15 protein-coding genes and 1 riboswitch are annotated in these 16,084 nt (G+C 39.0%); of the genes, 13 read left to right on the forward strand and 2 right to left on the reverse strand.

Annotated features, from left to right (window positions below; genetic code table 11):
• Positions 1–1,045: 1,045 nt before the first annotated feature.
• The 8 genes from ADU22_RS06765 to ADU22_RS06800 all read left to right on the forward strand — a co-directional run bounded on the left by ADU22_RS06765 (position 1,046) and on the right by ADU22_RS06800 (position 8,556).
• Complete coding sequence (locus ADU22_RS06765; protein WP_053361469.1) at positions 1,046–2,170, forward strand: ImmA/IrrE family metallo-endopeptidase; 1,125 nt, start codon at positions 1,046–1,048, stop codon at positions 2,168–2,170.
• 8 nt (positions 2,171–2,178) lie between these two features.
• Positions 2,179–2,667 carry a DUF4411 family protein gene (locus tag ADU22_RS06770; protein ID WP_053361470.1) on the forward strand — a complete coding sequence of 163 codons (489 nt, stop codon included), beginning with the start codon at positions 2,179–2,181 and terminating at the stop codon, positions 2,665–2,667.
• A gap of 122 nt (positions 2,668–2,789) precedes the next feature.
• Complete coding sequence (locus ADU22_RS06775; protein WP_053364482.1) at positions 2,790–3,083, forward strand: hypothetical protein; 294 nt, start codon at positions 2,790–2,792, stop codon at positions 3,081–3,083.
• A 102-nt stretch (positions 3,084–3,185) separates the two neighbouring features.
• A complete protein-coding gene (locus ADU22_RS06780; protein ID WP_053361471.1) occupies positions 3,186–3,665 on the forward strand; it encodes a YjdJ family protein in 480 nt (159 codons plus the stop codon).
• Positions 3,666–4,033: 368 nt separating this feature from the next.
• A complete protein-coding gene (locus ADU22_RS06785) occupies positions 4,034–4,573 on the forward strand; it encodes a sigma-70 family RNA polymerase sigma factor (RefSeq protein ID WP_053361472.1) in 540 nt (179 codons plus the stop codon).
• Positions 4,566–5,981, forward strand: coding sequence for a DUF4179 domain-containing protein (locus tag ADU22_RS06790; protein WP_053361473.1), 1,416 nt, complete (start codon positions 4,566–4,568; stop codon positions 5,979–5,981). The genes ADU22_RS06785 and ADU22_RS06790 overlap by 8 nt, the downstream gene beginning before the upstream one ends.
• Positions 5,982–6,239: 258 nt before the next feature.
• On the forward strand, positions 6,240–7,226 hold the full coding sequence (locus ADU22_RS06795) for a diaminopimelate dehydrogenase (RefSeq protein ID WP_053361474.1): 987 nt from the start codon (positions 6,240–6,242) through the stop codon (positions 7,224–7,226).
• 475 nt (positions 7,227–7,701) lie between these two features.
• Entirely contained in the window at positions 7,702–8,556 is an 855-nt protein-coding gene (locus ADU22_RS06800; RefSeq protein WP_053361475.1) for a hypothetical protein, read from the forward strand.
• Positions 8,557–8,683: 127 nt separating this feature from the next.
• On the opposite strand, the gene ADU22_RS06805 is transcribed toward ADU22_RS06800, so the two are convergent.
• Positions 8,684–9,988 (reverse strand): competence protein CoiA family protein, encoded by a 1,305-nt coding sequence (locus ADU22_RS06805; protein WP_053361476.1) that lies wholly within the window; start codon positions 9,986–9,988, stop codon positions 8,684–8,686.
• Positions 9,989–10,387: 399 nt separating this feature from the next.
• Between ADU22_RS06805 and ADU22_RS06810 the strand changes: the two genes are divergently transcribed.
• A complete protein-coding gene (locus ADU22_RS06810) occupies positions 10,388–11,359 on the forward strand; it encodes a tRNA dihydrouridine synthase (protein WP_053361477.1) in 972 nt (323 codons plus the stop codon).
• A gap of 114 nt (positions 11,360–11,473) precedes the next feature.
• Here the strand turns inward: ADU22_RS06810 and ADU22_RS06815 are convergent, their stop codons facing one another.
• The gene (locus ADU22_RS06815) at positions 11,474–12,355 is read right to left on the reverse strand and encodes a GNAT family N-acetyltransferase (RefSeq protein ID WP_053361478.1); all 882 of its coding nucleotides are present in this window, start codon (positions 12,353–12,355) and stop codon (positions 11,474–11,476) included.
• A gap of 184 nt (positions 12,356–12,539) precedes the next feature.
• Here ADU22_RS06815 and ADU22_RS06820 point away from each other — a divergent pair, with 184 nt between their 5' ends.
• The 4 genes from ADU22_RS06820 (at position 12,540) to ADU22_RS06840 (ending at position 15,958) form a co-directional block, all read left to right on the forward strand.
• Entirely contained in the window at positions 12,540–12,737 is a 198-nt protein-coding gene (locus ADU22_RS06820) for a hypothetical protein (protein ID WP_053361479.1), read from the forward strand.
• 170 nt (positions 12,738–12,907) lie between these two features.
• A riboswitch (purine riboswitch) is annotated at positions 12,908–13,009 on the forward strand.
• A gap of 159 nt (positions 13,010–13,168) precedes the next feature.
• Positions 13,169–13,753 carry a xanthine phosphoribosyltransferase gene (locus ADU22_RS06830; RefSeq protein ID WP_053361481.1) on the forward strand — a complete coding sequence of 195 codons (585 nt, stop codon included), beginning with the start codon at positions 13,169–13,171 and terminating at the stop codon, positions 13,751–13,753.
• 20 nt (positions 13,754–13,773) lie between these two features.
• Positions 13,774–15,297, forward strand: a complete 1,524-nt coding sequence (locus ADU22_RS06835; protein WP_053361482.1) for an NCS2 family permease — start codon at positions 13,774–13,776, stop codon at positions 15,295–15,297.
• A gap of 178 nt (positions 15,298–15,475) precedes the next feature.
• A complete protein-coding gene (locus ADU22_RS06840) occupies positions 15,476–15,958 on the forward strand; it encodes a YehS family protein (protein ID WP_053361483.1) in 483 nt (160 codons plus the stop codon).
• Positions 15,959–16,084: the final 126 nt, after the last annotated feature.

The following is a 16,084-nucleotide window of genomic DNA, read 5'->3' on the forward strand; positions in this document are numbered from 1 at the left end:
TCAACCTCTCCTTTAGAGTCGTTTGTCTCCATGGTGGAGGTAGGAAGGAAAAGTGCCTATTCAGGAAGCGCTCACCTAAAGTTGAGAAAGGAAGTTCTCCCTTCTATAAGATATCCAGAGGGGAAATGGGACACATTAATGCATCGACATTTGGGCCAATGAGAGCTGTAATCTGTTCCAGGCAATTGGATATAAGGGTAAGCGGTTTACCTATACCTTGAGCCGTAATCCGCTAAGGGATGTATTTTTTTATAGGGGGATTGACAGCTATGCATCTTGATTTCGTTATTTATTTTGCAACTCAGAACAGAGAGGTTGTTTACATCTACAGTAGTGTTGGCAAATGGAGTCGACCGGCATATGCTTTAGGTTATGCGGGTTACTGACTATGAAAGTACCCCCCTGTCACACGAATCAAAATTTAAATTCGTGTACAGTGGAAGGGTACTCAATGATTATGCTTTAGTACAACGCTGGGAACCCGGATGATGCTGCTGTTTAGTACCTGAATTTCTTCACCTTGCCACTAGCTTTATTAAAAAGCGCATACCGTTTCGCCCGCATGCTTTATGGCAAGTCCTACTGGCCGAAACCAATCGAAACTCCACCGAACCGTTACTGCAAGGAGCCGTTCCCGCTCCTCTAAGTCTCACAAACAGCAGAAAGACCTTGCCTAATGATTGCTACGCTGATTTTCTGCATCGGCTCAGCTCACCAACCTCTTATTTAGCGTGATTTAAGGGCGCTCCTACGGTTATTCTTTTCACGTGTTGTTAGTGTCGGTCACGTCAAACGACAGTTTTTTGAGCAGAGGGGGCATCTCTGACCCATTCGGGATTTATCTCTGTCACTAATACAACCTTTTAGAAAAAGAAATACAAGATTTAATTGTGAGGAAATTGGGACCCAGGAAGTACTACAAAAGCTTTGTGTGTTTTTCCGAATATTTACTTTTATGTATTTGTCTGTTACATTTAAAATGGAAATATGAAAAAAATCGTCATAACTAATCAGAAGTGCGATTTTCTAAAATAGGGTGAGATACATGGCGTATGTAAAAGTTAATCCGGCTATCCTGAGTTGGGCAATAGAGAGATCAAGGAAAGGGGAGGCATTGAACGAACATTTTCCAAGATTAGAGAAGTGGATAAATGGAGAGGTAATGCCTACTTTAAAACAGTTAGAGGGGTTTGCGAAGAGTACATCAACACCCTTAGGCTATTTTTTCCTTAATGAACCTCCGAAAGAAGATTTACCTGTGCCACACTACCGGACATTGGGGGATGAAGCACCACTTGGCGCCAGTACAGAGTTGATAGATACGCTACACACGATGCAACGTAGACAACAATTTATTAAAGATTTTTACATAGAAAATGGCGGGGGCGATCTTGGATTTGTCGGAACCTATGAAGGAACAAATCCACAGGAATTAGCCGGATTAATTAAGGCTAAGCTCGGCATTTCTGAAGGGTGGGCCTCTAGATTTCCAAATTGGCATAATGCCTTACGCTTCCTTATAGAAAAATGCGAAGAACAACGCATAATTGTAATGATTAATGGAGTAGTTGGAAATAATTCACATAGAAAGTTAGATGTTGAAGAATTTCGGGGATTTGTGCTAGTAAATAATATGGCTCCATTTATATTTATTAACGGAGCGGATGCGAAGGCAGCACAAATATTTACATTGATACATGAATTAGCACACATTTGGGTAGGGCATAGTGCAATTGTCGAAGCATCCCCAATAGACAATGAAGAAAATGAGATAGAAACTCTTTGCAATAAGGCCGCAGCAGAGTTTTTATGTCCAAGGGATGAATTTCTGCGAAGATGGTCTCAGAATGAGAAGGATTTTAATGATATAGCAAGATATTTTAAGGTAAGTGCTTTAGTTGCGGCTCGGCGATCGTTAGAACTTAATTTAATTTCCAAACCCGAATTCTTAGCCTTCTATGAACGATATAAAGAAGGCTTAAGGGAAGTGGGAGATTCTGCCGGCGGGGGGRACTTTTATGCTACCACTGGAGCTAAATTAGGGAACCTATTTTCAAGGATAATCATTTCTGAAGTAAAGGCGGGAAATGTTTTGTATAGAGACGCGTATAGATTGACTGGGTTACGAGGAGATACATTCAATAAATATGTGGATTACCTGGAAAGGTAGTATGTAGGATGTTTATATTAGATGCTAACGTATTCATAAACGCTCATAGACTCTATTATTCTTTTGATTTTGCTCCAAGCTTTTGGCAGGCGTTAGAGGAAGCAGCAAAAAAATCTGCTATTTGTAGTATCGATAAAATTCACGAAGAATTAACTTGCGCAGCTGAGCCGGATCATCTACATGAGTGGTCAGGTAACCAGTTCCGTGAGCATTTCGAAAAAACGGATAGTCAAGATGTTATTGAGGCATATGCAAGATTACAGCAATGGGCAAACTCTAGTGATCACTTTTTACCTGAAGCAAAAAGTGAATTTGCATCCAATGCAGATGCATGGTTAATTGCTTATGCAAAAGCACGGGGAGGTACACTAGTTACTCATGAAGCTTATAATCGTGAAAAGAGGAATCGTATATTAATCCCAGTTGCCTGCCAGGAATTTGAGGTACCTTATGTAAATACTTTTGATATGCTTAGGCAACTGAATATAAAATTGTAAAAACATATGATTTGGTTTGATAAACGTTAAATAGCTACCAGAAGGTAGCTATTCTTCTTTAACTAACGGGGCAGTTTAGTACAATAAGGTAATTAATTTTTTGAGGAGGTCCTTGGTTGGGTATGGAACAATTATATTTGTCATTAAAAAAAGCAGGGTTGATATTTAAAGGGCATACAGAACAAGGTGAGGTTGATTTCATTCTTCTTGAAACCTACGAGAATGGAAATAAAACATCAGTGGATGTAAATACATTTGAAACACTTTTCGGAGATGTAGAGGGGAATCCGACCTATGAAGCCTTGTCAGGTTCTCATACTTTTAAATTGGAAGATACTCAATACACTATGACCGCTTCGGAAATGGGGTACCAAAAGTATTTTGACCAATGGAAAGAACAAGGATTTTTTAACTAACGGGGCAGGTTGAAAAGGGAAATAGAAAGTTAGCCTCAATACAGCCTGTAATATGTTAATATTTAGGAAGCTGGTTAAATGTTATATTGGAGGTCATTTAATATGATTCGGATTATCATTCAATGTGGAATCGCCTCTTTTTTCCTTTTGTTTTCTACTGCTGTTGCTTGGTACGAAGGCAGTGCAATTTTGGATAATCCTTGGGAATGGCGATATTCCACACCTTTTACACATTTATTTTATGGAGCAGTAAGTAACCCAAGTGATATTTCACATCTTGATTACTTTGTCTATGCATCTAAATTTCAACCCCTTTTTCCTGTTATTATGGTTTTGAGCAGTTTATATTTATTGGCTCTTATTGGGTACTTCATCTTTAAGCAAGAGAAAAAAGGATTTGCCTATTATTTATCCTTTTTAGGAGTAGGATTATTTTTATTAAGTTATTTTACATCTAATTCTCCAACGGTCGGTGGTCATATACTGTTCTCACTCTTCTTAATTTGCGGTTCATTATGTATAACAACTGCCTTAATAATTAACCCTCAAATTTTAAACCGAGTTAGGATGAAGAAAATTTAATATAGTACCTGTTTTTCTCTTATTGAAGTAAAGGGTGCTTATCTTGAAGAAGGAGTAAACTCACCAAGCACCTCTTGTGTTGCCACATACACTCAACTCATTGTGAAGCTGTTGCGAAAATTGTAATAACATAGATAGGAGAGCCTTATCCTTTGGTGGATAAGGCTCTTTCAACATTATATTAACTGTAACAATGTCTCTCTTATTATTGGAAGCACTAATTAAGCAGAAACCAAAAATGGTTTCTGTTTATTTTTTTGAACTTCGGATTTTCTTGTCATGATATGCTTTCCAGGTAAATACTTTAACTTTTTGAAACTTTTCTTGATTATACATTCCACTAATTAGTAAAGGGGGATTAAAAAAAGATGGAAATTGAAGGCCAAAAGCTTATAAAAAAAGCAATCAAAGGAAATAAAAGCGCCTTTGAGAAGCTGATTCAACAACATTATGAAAGAATCTATCGGACTGCCTATCTCTATGTACATAACGAAGAGGATGCGCTGGATGTTGTCCAGGAAACAGCCTATCAGGCTTTTACATCTATTCATTCGTTGAAGAACCCGGAGTATTTTATGACTTGGCTCACGAAGATTGTCATGCGGTGTTCAGCCCAATTGTTAAAAAGAAAAAGCAACGTCGTTCCGCTAAGTGATGAAATAATGTCCAACCTGCCAGAACAGGAAAATCCAAACATGGATGACTCCTTACAGCTATTGAACGCAATTCAGCAGCTGAGAGAAAGTTACCGGACAGCCATTTTGCTCTTTTACTATTATGATTACTCGATTAAAACAATTAGCAGTGTCATGGAAATACCAGAGAGTACAGTAAAAACATATCTAAGCAGGGGCAGGGCGGAGTTAAAAAAGTCCTATAAAAATGAGGAGGACAAATGCCATGGATAAGAAGGAAATGAAAAGTGCAATTGATCAAATAGCAGTACCAAAAGAGAAGGTATTTGATGCAATTAATAAAGGTCTAAATAAAGTCGAACATGGCGGAAAGGCCAGAAGGAAGAAAGTTCTTGCTACAACTGCAGCTGCAGCTGCACTTCTTGGAATTACCTTTGCCTCTGGTTTTGTTAGTCCTGCAATGAATAAAGTATTGGCTAATACTCCTTTACTTGGGGGGATTTTTCAAGAATTTAATGATCGATCAGGTGTGGAATTGGCTAACCAGGATGCGGTTACACAATTAAACCAATCACTTACAAGAAATGGGGTAACTGTAAAACTGACCAGCGCTTACTTTGATGGCAGTGTGGTATCAATTACAGGATTTGTAGATGAAGGTGTTGATAAGGGAGAAAACGAAAAAGGGGAAGTTAGCTTTGATATAAACTTTGAACACTATAGAGGGGACGATGACCCGTGGCTGAGGGGAAAATCAAATAACATTAAGAAGGTTGACAATGGATATAACTTTCAATGGAAAATGCAATATCCATATAAATCATTTAATGAGAATTCTACCCTTCCTATAACGATCCATAATATCAACGGAATAAAAGGTGAATGGAACTTTGATATTCCAATTCAGCAGGGAAAAAACAGTACACTTGCTATTAACACGGAGGAAGCATATCCGGAAGACGGGGTAAAAATCCGTATTAAAGAGATACTTACTGCAAAAGCATCCTCCTCACTTATTTATGAGACGGTAGAGAAATACAAGAGTGATGATATTTATATACAAAAGGCAGTTGATAATAAAGGAAATGTGTACAGGTTTGAAAACCCAACATATCTCGAGGAATCGAAAAAAGAGGATGGATATCATAGTGCCGTTCGGACAGAGATGACAAAGCTTAAGTCGGATATTACTTCACTTACCTTATATCCTTATTTATCTGCAGCAGACCCGAAAGTTCAACAGCTTTTGAGTAGTAAATCTTTCACGTTGGAAAGTACACGGTTCGATTTAGGCCTGCAGGTAAATGATGTTACTCAAACAGGCGGGCAATTGGTAATAGATTATCAAATTACAGGGCTTCCGAAGAATTTGAGTAAAGGGAAACTTGAAACAATCAATCATAACTTGGAATACCTTTTCTGGTTGGTTGATAAGGATTATTTAACGAAGATCGACCCGGAAAATCCGTGGCCACCTAAAAACCATGGTATTCCCTTTAATGAAGTGAAAATGATTGATAAGGCAACAGCACACTTCCAATCAACTTTTGACTTAAACGGAGAAGAAAGGATCGAAAATTTTAAGCTGGAAAATACAATGCTGCTATTTGATTTTTCAAGCTTTGTCCCATCCAAGGAATTAAAACCAATTACTGTCCAGCTTCCAGTGGAGAATGAATAAACCGATCAGCATCTTTCCTTTCAGGCCCGGTTCTCGTGAAAATAAACTTTTCCGATTTCCGGGTCTTTTTCTGTGCAATTCCTGGAAAAAGGCAGGCGGATAAACGGTCTTTTCTGAGAATCGAGTGAATTACTTAGCCTATCTAAGGACGATACAATTGAAAAGTATATTTAAATGGATTATGGTAAATAAGATTGTATTTTATGAGTTGTTAGTTAGTGAATCTAAATGAACAAAAGACAGAAATGGAGAAAGAGTATGAGTAATCAAATTAAAGTCGGAATTGTTGGCTACGGTAATCTTGGCAGAGGAACGATTGAAGCAATCAAGCAATGTCCAGATATGGAGCTTGTGGCTGTTTTTACAAGAAGGGCACCTGAAAGTCTTTCGATCAATGAACCAAATGTAGAAGTTTTGCCTATTGCGAGTGCAGAGGAATATAAGGACAAAATTGATGTGATGATCTTATGTGGAGGTTCAGCAACCGACCTTCCAGATCAAGGTCCATATTTTGCTGGAATGTTTAACACAGTCGATAGTTATGATACACATGCAAAGATTCCTGAATATTTTCCTGCAGTTGATCAAGCGGCTAAAGAGGGTGGAAGAACTAGTATTATTTCTGTTGGCTGGGATCCAGGTTTATTTTCACTGAATCGTTTAATGGCTGAAGCCATCTTACCAAATGGTGAAACTTACACCTTCTGGGGGAAAGGGCTGAGTCAAGGACATTCAGACGCTATTCGCAGAGTAGAGGGCGTAGCTGGTGGTGTTCAGTATACAGAACCGATTGATGAAGCGATCATGAAGGTCAAAAGTGGAGTGAATCCTCAATTATCTACAGCTGAAAAACACCGGCGGGTTTGTTATGTCGTGGCACAAGAAGGATATGACCAAGCAAAAATTGAACACGACATTAAAACAATGCCTAACTACTTTGCTGACTATGAGACAGAAGTAAACTTTATTACAGCAGAAGAATTAAAAGAAAACCACTCAAAATTACCACATGGTGGTTTTGTGATACGAAGCGGAAAAACAGGAAAAGACAATAATCAAATTATTGAATACTTCCTTAACTTAGAGAGTAACCCTGAATTTACAGCTAGTGTACTTGTGGCATATGCCAGAGCAGCTTATCGATTAAATAAAGAAGGACAAGCAGGTGCAAAAACTGTTTTTGATGTTGCACCCGGTTATCTGTCTCCAAGGTCCGCGGAGGATTTGAGAAGAGACCTATTGTAATAGAGGTTCCTTTCTTCATCACGTCACTGATTTAATGCTTTGGGGGTTAGGAACAGTAGAAATAGATTGATTTTGTTCCTAATGAAAAACCCGCCAAGCCCCCCAAGTATTTCCTTATACACTCAACACATGTTGAAGCTGTTGCGCAACTTGTTGAAAAAGAAGAAGCAGGCTCCCGCTAAGGGAACCTGCTTTTATTCGTTTTCCGGGGCCTTTATTTCACAAATTTTACCATAAAATACAGAGAATAAAATTACATTTTACTTTATCACTAAATACGATGTCAATAAGAAATTTGCTATTTTTTCATAAAAATGTTACAATAGTCTTACAATTATTTTTTTTCTTGTTCTAATCCCGCTGTATTTTTTTCAGGTAGAATATTGGAGCTTTTTTGCCATCCTTTATCGACCGAAGAAAAATTCAAACAGTTGTGTGAGCTTTAAAGGTGAATAAAATGAGGAGGACTAGAATAATGAATCTAATCAATAAGAAAGTTACACACAAGCGTTATGGAATGGGGAATATAGTAAATCATAATGATTCCCGTATTGAAATAAATTTCGCCTCTGAAAATAAACAATTTATTTTCCCTGATGTATTTGAAAAGCATCTGACACTACACGATAAAAGTATTGCTAATTCCCTTGAGGAAATGCTGCAAAAGAAGGCAATGAAACGAAAAGAGGAAGAATGGAAGAAGGAAGAGGAAAGAGAGCTGCAACGAAAAAAACACGAACTTCGCCTGGAATATGAAAAGCTTATGAAAAATCATAAACTTCATCCCGAATCACAAATGGTTTTTTGGTGTGACACTGAAGAGCTGGGCAGTTCTTTTTCAGAGTGGAAGGTCTTTTCAGGCTTGATAAAAAGCGGCAAAAACAAGGGGAAGCCAAACAAACCGAGCCGCCTGCACCAAAATAGTGCGGTCCTGTTAACGGAAATAGATTCCAGCAGGCCTGAACAAGACAGACGTATCCTGGGTGTCTATATGGTAAATGAAAATTTTATCGGGAAGCTTTGTGAAGATGGGTACATTCCTGCCCATTCGAATTACAGACTCCAACTTACAGAAGAGGAATCTGATCAGATGCTTTTCTGGAAATATTACGTAAATGAAAAATCCCCCGAAAAAATGACATGGAATACAGGTAAATACCGTTATTTTGATAATTCGTGGATGGCTCAAATTCTGCTGGATATCGTTTCGTTGAAAAATGACCCAAAGGAACGAGAGCTGGCACAGGAATTTTTTGAGCATTTTTGTAAAATGAATCAGATTGCAGAGGAAGAGTTGCCAAAGCCTAATGGCGCATTAATGCGTATTTAGACGAGACCATTTTGGATTAAAATTTATTTTTAAGTAACAAGATCCCAATTTATTGTATAAAGCACAGAAAGTTACAAACGCAGGAGTCGGCTTCGGCTCCTGCGTTTTTATTAGTGGAAAGTTTGTATTAATTTTTAATATAATCTTGCAGGCTGGCTCTAAGTTCTGTGAAAGTCCTGCAATTGTTTTCAACCGCTAGATTCCAGACAAGATTGAAATTGTATTTTATCCTGGGCATAATGTTGGTCCACAATTCCATTTGTTCTTTCTGTGTTAAGTTAATCCTTTTCTTTAAAAGTACTTTTAGGTGATTGTAGGAAATCTTTTTATCTTCGGCTATTTGGTTGTAATCCAATAAATTCTGCAGGAAAAATTGATCTTCTTTAATCGCTTGTTTCCTTTCTTCTTCCTGTCTCTTCTCATGTTCCTCTTTTTCTCTCATTTCTTGCAGTCTTTTCACTTCAAGGATTCTGAGTTGTTCTCTGTATTTCCGCTTAAGCCTTTGAAACTTTAAGGTAAATTCCTTGCGGTTTATTTCTTCCATATTTGGATCGCTCAGCTTGGGACCATTTTGCAGGATAAGGGCGTCGGCAAAAGGTATTTCGTAGCCCTCATTTATTAAAAAAGCTCTGTAAGGCTTGATTATTCGGTCCTTAAGGAAACGTTGTACCTTAACAACTATCCCGTTCTCTTTTGAATAAATATAGTACATACTCCGTACATCAATTGTTAAATCATCCATAGCCACTGGATAATTAAAATAACTGAAAAACCCTCTATCATGAATCATATTCCCTAGTAGCGAGTCCCAAAGCCTGTCCTCATATGTTTTTAAGGAAATCGTCAATTCCGCATCCCACAAAATAATACTATTTTTTTCTTTTTCAACAGACTGTTCTTTTTTCTCGATAAACCAGATTGGTTCCATGCCTTGTAATTGGAAGTACTCATGTCTGTTCGTAATCATATTGGAAAACTTACTATCCTCTTTTGAATTTACTCTAGTAACAACGGATAATGCATATTCTACTGTATCAATTTTGATCCAGACATCTGGGTACTCCTTCAATTCCGGTTTAGCTCTATATCCGTAATTGACCTCTATGTTAGATTTCATTTTTGATTGAATTGTTAGTTCATCGTAAACAATATCAACCATTGTTCTATGAAGGACTGACTCTCCCTCAATCTGTTTCCTATACTTTTTTTCAGCCTTATCCATTTGCCTGGATTCAATACAGGCTTCTGAATGCTTATGGGAGAAGTACAAACCTCGTTCATCACCCGATTTTACGATGAGAATAGCTTTGCAGTATGGGCATTGATATAATTCCTTATTAGCCAGCTTTTTGTAATTGTTAATCTCATCACTTGAGGCTTTATAAGGAAGACCAATTATTTCGTTATCAATAACATGAAGAGCTTCTCTCAAGCAACTCACCTCTTGAAAATTTTTCCTGTCTATTCAAGAATCATATATTGCTAGTATTAAGTCAATACCATCAAAGCGGCATTTTATGATATAAAAACAACAATTGGGATACATCCCATAAAGAGGAGCAGTTCTTGATTGGGAAAGGGTCAATAGCAAAGAAAAACTGTTCGAACGGATGTAAAAAGTCCGTTTTGATGAAAAGCTTTTTGAGAATGCTATAAAATATAGCATAGAACCATGCTATTGGAATTCAAAAATCAATGGATGAATTTTATTATTGAACTTTGATAAAAAATGCTTAAGAATGGTATAAGTGTAAAGCAGCAGGGACGACCTGCTCTTTAAATATTGCCAAGTGATTGCCCTGGTATTCGATAGAGAGAGGATTTGAATGTTATGACAGATAATTTTTGGCGTGATTTACCACGACCTTTTTTTATATTGGCACCAATGGAAGAAGTGACGGATGTTGTTTTCCGCCATGTGGTTAGTGAGGCAGCCAGACCAGATGTGTTTTTTACAGAGTTTACAAATTCGGAGAGTTATTGTCACCCGGATGGGATCAAAAGTGTGCGCGGCCGTTTGACTTTTACAGAGGATGAACAGCCGATTGTCGCCCATATATGGGGAGACAAGCCTGAGAACTTTCGGCAAATGAGTATTGGGATGGCGGAAATGGGCTTTAAGGGTCTGGATATCAATATGGGCTGCCCTGTCCCCAATGTGACACAGCATGGGAAGGGGAGCGGCTTGATCCGCCGTCCGGAAGTTGCGGCGGAATTAATACAGGCGGCAAAAGCAGGCGGATTGCCTGTAAGCGTCAAGACAAGGCTAGGTTTTACGGATCTGGATGAATGGAGACCCTGGCTGACACACATATTGAAACAGGATATTGCCAACCTTTCCATTCATTTGCGTACAAGGGATGAAATGAGCAAAGTACCTGCTCATTGGGAGCTTATTCCGGAGGTTAAAAAACTTCGTGATGAAGTGGCACCAGATACCCTCTTGACGATCAATGGGGATATTCCTGACCGTCAAACCGGCTTGAAGCTCGCCCATCAATATGGCGTTGATGGGGTTATGATTGGGCGCGGCATTTTCCATAATCCATTTGCCTTTGAAAAAGAGCCAAAAGAACATAGCAGTGAGGAATTGCTTGAGCTTTTACGATTGCATATGGATCTTCATGATAAGTATGCGCATCTGGAGCTTCGACGGTTCACGGCCCTTCATCGCTTTTTTAAGATCTATGTTAAAGGGTTCCACGGGGCGAGTGAATTAAGGAATCAGTTAATGAGCACAAAGTCAACAGATGAAGTGCGCGCATTGCTTGATCGTTTCGAGGCAAAGAATCTGAACCAGTAGAAGTGTCTCAATTCAAGGCAAAGGCTTGTAAGTAAATTAGCAAAGAAAATGCTTGGATCACAATGACTCCAAGCATTTTTATATTAACCTTTGTTGGTGAACTGAACTCACAAATCATGCTTGGGCCGTTAGGGGATGTTTCATTTGTAATGGAAAAAGAGTTGTGCCATTCTCCCTGACAAATAATACTTCACTCCCATTAAAAATCTCGGATTCTGTATTGATCCCCAGGTAATCTGGAGTATAATGAAAAACGATTTTATTAACCTCTTCATCCGTAATTTTTGAAAGTATATTATGTATATTAATATCTTTTTTAAAAATAATATCGAAAATATCCATATGATTATTTTCCTTTTTATAAATTGCGATAACATCCTCACTCTCCAGGTAGGAGATGTTGTTGGTAAAAGCATTCATGCAATGAAACATCAAAATGCCTTGTGTATTTTCCGTTCCAAAAAGGGTTGAAACAGGTGCTCTTTTGGATGCAAAATTATATATAAAATTAACATCGTCTTCATTGTTGCCATTGAGTTTACGGGTGCCGGTAGGATCCAATTTGCCAGGTGAATATTTCATTGAATATTGATGCTCATTTACTTCTTTAAATCCAAACTTAGGGTAAAAATCTAAAACTTCCTGATTCGCAAATAAGTACATGAAGTCGTACTTGTTCTCATATTCAGCTAAAACATTATTCATTAATCTGGCAGAAAGTCCTCTTTTTCGATAATCAGGGTGGGTCATAACAGTTCCAATTTGCAGTGCCCTTTTTTTCTCACCGTTAATAACTAAATCTAAAATATTCACCGAAACATTTGCTACAACTTTTTCACCATCCACGTAGGAAAAAGGAATATAACGATCATTCCAGAACCCCTTTTGGTACCAATCTTCGAAATTTATGCCAAATACCATAGTAGCGAGCTCATTGAAGCTTTTTCGTAGGTTTTCATCATTTTTGTAGTCTTTAATATAAATAAGTTCGTTCAATATTCTTTCTCTCCTCACTTCATGGCTGTTTATTATAAATAAGAAATATCCTTACTTATTCTCCAACAATTGCAAATTTCCTTGTTTGTATGTGTCCTGCCGGGGCCTCACTCTTTTTTTGCCCAGTTCCTATTTTAACGTTAAAAAAATTGGGTATAAAAGTTAAAGAAGGGAGAGAGGATTGATGTCAGAAAACAATTTAAGTGTCACTTTCTACTTTGACGGTGGAGACACTGCACAATTTGAGGTAACAGATAAAACAGAAGATCAGGTTTTCAAACAAACTGTCCACTCTGGTGAGGAATGGGTCAAGTTTGAAAACACCTTTATCCAGCTAAGCAGGGTGAATTATGTGAGTGTGAACGAACCTCTTGACACTTAATCACAAGATTTATAATTAAAGGCATCCTAACAAGGGTGCTTTTTAACAATATTATGCAAATCTTCTTCTGGAAAAACGAACTAAAAAGGGTTGTTTTTTTTCTTTTATTCGTTTTTTGTCAAAAAAGCTTTTATTTTCAAGTGATTTACTATATAATCACTTTCATAACCGAACAAATTAATAATATTACTTGTATAATGGTGGGGATATGGCCCACAAGTATCTACCAAGTTACCGTAAATGACTTGACTACAAGTGATCTCCTTAGTAGGGAAAATGGGCTTTTATTTGCTATTTTCCACTGCTTTCGAACTGTCTTTAAATTGGAGTCGGATGTTATGGGAATCACTTATTGTCAAAAGTGATCTCATAACATTCGGCTTTTTGTGTTTTAATGGGATTTTTTATACCAGGCTGGAGGAGGTACCGGAATGAAGGAACTAGAACTCGCAATTAAAGAGAGAGGATCGGTATTAGCGGATGGTGTCTTAAAAGTTGACCAATTTTTAAATCACCAAATTGATACGACCTTAATGATAAATATCGGGAAGGAATTTGTTAAAAGATTTCAGGATCGTAAAATAACCAGGGTTTTAACGATCGAGTCCTCAGGGATTGCCCCGAGTTTCATGGCTGCGAATGAATTGGGCGTTCCACTCGTGTTCGCCCGGAAAAAACAATCGCTGACAATGACGGATGATGTTTATACAAGCAATGTTTATTCCTTTACAAAACAAGAAACAAACAAAATCACAGTATCCAAAAACTTTATTACACCCGGCGATCATGTGTTGATCATTGATGATTTCCTGGCTACTGGCCATGCGGCGATTGGCTTGACAGAGATTGTGGAACAAGCAGGCGCAACAGTTGCAGGAGTAGGGATTGTGATTGAAAAGTCCTTCCAGGGCGGACGGGGAAAACTGGAAAAAGAAGGCTTTAGAGTAGAGTCCCTGGCTCGTATTCAGTCGTTAAAAGATTCAAAAGTGACGTTTTTAGAAGAAACTTTAATTTAACCGAAGAGGAGGATGCGCATATGGATAAAGTGGTTAACTATCCTTGGTATAAAAAGGAAGATACGGATGCTTTCTTTTCCTTATTTCAAAACAACCTAGCCAATTTTGTTATTATCGTCGCGACCATGCTAGGCATGGGATTTCCAGCGAGCATCGTCTTTGGAAAAGTAATTCCCGGTACCGCTGTAGCCGTCATGGTTGGGAATTTATATTATGCCTATATGGCAAACCGACTCGCGAAAAAAGAAGGCAGAACCGATGTCACGGCACTTTCCTATGGAATCAGTACGCCCGTCATGTTCGTCTTTTTGTTCGGCGTCCTTGCGCCGGCATATGCATTGACAAATGATTATGAGCTTGCATGGAAAGTTGCTGTCGCTGCTGCATTTTTAAGTGGTCTAATTGAAGCGGCAGTAAGTGTGACAGGCAACTGGGTACGCAATCGGATTCCCCGGGCTGCCATGCTGGGGGCTCTTGCCGGGGTGGCACTTACGTTCATTGCAGGCGAGATGCTGTTCAACACTTTTTCAATCCCTGTTGTCGGTCTTGTAACACTCATTATTATTCTTGTTGGGGTAGTAGGAAAGATGGCGATGCCTTTTAATATCCCTACCTCGTTATTTGCCATCATCATTGGTACGGTCTTAACTTTCACATTAGGCTATCAATCTACGGATAAAATTGCAGAAGGTTTGGCTCATGTCGGGTTTTATCCCATCCTTCCAAGTTTCGCTGTTTTTGAGGGAATGAGTTTGTTATTTACAGCATTAGTCGGTTTGCTGGCCGTTATTTTACCAATCACGATTTACAATGCAATTGAAACGATGAATAACGTCGATGCAATGGCTGCTGCCGGAGATTCCTATGATGTACGTGAGTGCCAGGCTGTAGATGGAGTTGGCACCATGCTGGGAGCGGTATTCGGCGGACTGTTTCCTACCACCGTCTATACGGCGACCGTTGGTTCAAAAGCAATGAATGCCGGCCGCGGATATAGCATCTTAAATGCCATTGTGTTCGGAATTGCCGCCATGACAGGTGTAATCGCTGCCCTTTCAGCTCTTATCCCGATTGCAGCCGTTGCACCAATACTCGTATTTGCTGGAGCTTCAATGGTAGCAACAGCTTTCCAATCGAATGAACCAAAATATTTCTTAGCTGTCGTGATTGCGATCCTTCCTTATTTTGCAAACTATATCATGACACGTTTTAATTCGGCAGCTGGCGAGACGGTAGCCAATATCTCTGCCGGAATCGTTCCGCTCGGACAAGGAGCGATGTTTACCGGGATTATTTTAGGTGCACTTACAGTGTTTATCATTGATCGTCAATTTGCTAAGGCAAGCATTTTCTCCTTAATTGGTGCTGCACTCTCCTTCGCCGGATTTATGCACGCACCCAAATTGGCATTCAATGCGGCTCCGCAGTTTTCAATGGCGTATTTGCTGGTATCGGTATTCCTTGTGTATTGTGCTTACCAGCATGAGAATAGTACAGCGCAAGAAATGGAGCATAAATCAATTAAGCAAAGCATCGTTTCTTAATTTAGAGTAAAAAAGGCTGTCCAAGGGAGTTCCAATTTCCTTGGACAGCCTTTTTTATTTTTTCCTGAAATTATTTCAATGCAGATTAGTTGAAAAGATTTCCGGGCTGGCAGATTTTTCGTTAAGATAGATGGGGAACATAAAAGGTAAAAGATTACTCTGCAGGAGGCTTATTTAGTTGGAAAATAACGATATACTGATCAGATTAAGGTATGCACTGGATATAAAAGATACAGATATGGCCGAAATCTTCAGGCTTGGCGGCATTGAGATGACGAAAGCAGATGTGCAGCAGGCGCTGATAAAATCGACCGGGGAGGACGATGACGAGCAGTTAAAGGTTAATAACCGGATGATCGAGTCCTTTTTAAATGGCTTCATAGTCTTCAAAAGGGGAAGGCAGGAGCCTAAGCCAGGGCAGCCGGACAGCATGGCGTTGACCGGTGAACATGTGAACAACCTGCTCCTGAAGAAGGTGAAAATCGCGCTCCAGTTAACAAGCGAGGATATCATTGAAATTCTGGACTCGGCGGGAGTAAAAGTGACAAAAGGCGAATTGAGTGCGCTCTTGAGAAAAGAAGGACACAAGAACTACAAAGAATGCGGCGACCGGTACGCCCGAAATTTCCTGAAGGGACTGGCAATCCGGTACAGGGGATGAATCGGGATTGGGAATTAGTGTGATGGGAGAAAAAGGGGGACTGACCGGCTCTCTCAGTACCCGAAATCCAAGGGGGAGTCGAAAAAAGGTAACTGACGGGGTCTCTCAGTGCCTGAAATCCAAGGG

Source organism: Bacillus sp. FJAT-27251, from assembly GCF_001273925.1.
Classification (GTDB): domain Bacteria; phylum Bacillota; class Bacilli; order Bacillales; family Cytobacillaceae; genus Mesobacillus_B.

Bases quoted from the DNA above. Each gene is read 5' to 3' on its own strand.
- ADU22_RS06770 (WP_053361470.1), top strand. From the start codon at position 2,179: ATGTTTATATTAGATGCTAACGTATTCATAAACGCTCATAGACTCTAT.
- ADU22_RS06775 (WP_053364482.1), top strand. From the start codon at position 2,790: ATGGAACAATTATATTTGTCATTAAAAAAAGCAGGGTTGATATTTAAA.
- ADU22_RS06780 (WP_053361471.1), top strand. From the start codon at position 3,186: ATGATTCGGATTATCATTCAATGTGGAATCGCCTCTTTTTTCCTTTTG.
- ADU22_RS06785 (WP_053361472.1), top strand. From the start codon at position 4,034: ATGGAAATTGAAGGCCAAAAGCTTATAAAAAAAGCAATCAAAGGAAAT.
- ADU22_RS06790 (WP_053361473.1), top strand. From the start codon at position 4,566: ATGGATAAGAAGGAAATGAAAAGTGCAATTGATCAAATAGCAGTACCA.
- ADU22_RS06795 (WP_053361474.1), top strand. From the start codon at position 6,240: ATGAGTAATCAAATTAAAGTCGGAATTGTTGGCTACGGTAATCTTGGC.
- ADU22_RS06800 (WP_053361475.1), top strand. From the start codon at position 7,702: ATGAATCTAATCAATAAGAAAGTTACACACAAGCGTTATGGAATGGGG.
- ADU22_RS06810 (WP_053361477.1), top strand. From the start codon at position 10,388: ATGACAGATAATTTTTGGCGTGATTTACCACGACCTTTTTTTATATTG.
- ADU22_RS06820 (WP_053361479.1), top strand. From the start codon at position 12,540: ATGTCAGAAAACAATTTAAGTGTCACTTTCTACTTTGACGGTGGAGAC.
- ADU22_RS06830 (WP_053361481.1), top strand. From the start codon at position 13,169: ATGAAGGAACTAGAACTCGCAATTAAAGAGAGAGGATCGGTATTAGCG.
- ADU22_RS06835 (WP_053361482.1), top strand. From the start codon at position 13,774: ATGGATAAAGTGGTTAACTATCCTTGGTATAAAAAGGAAGATACGGAT.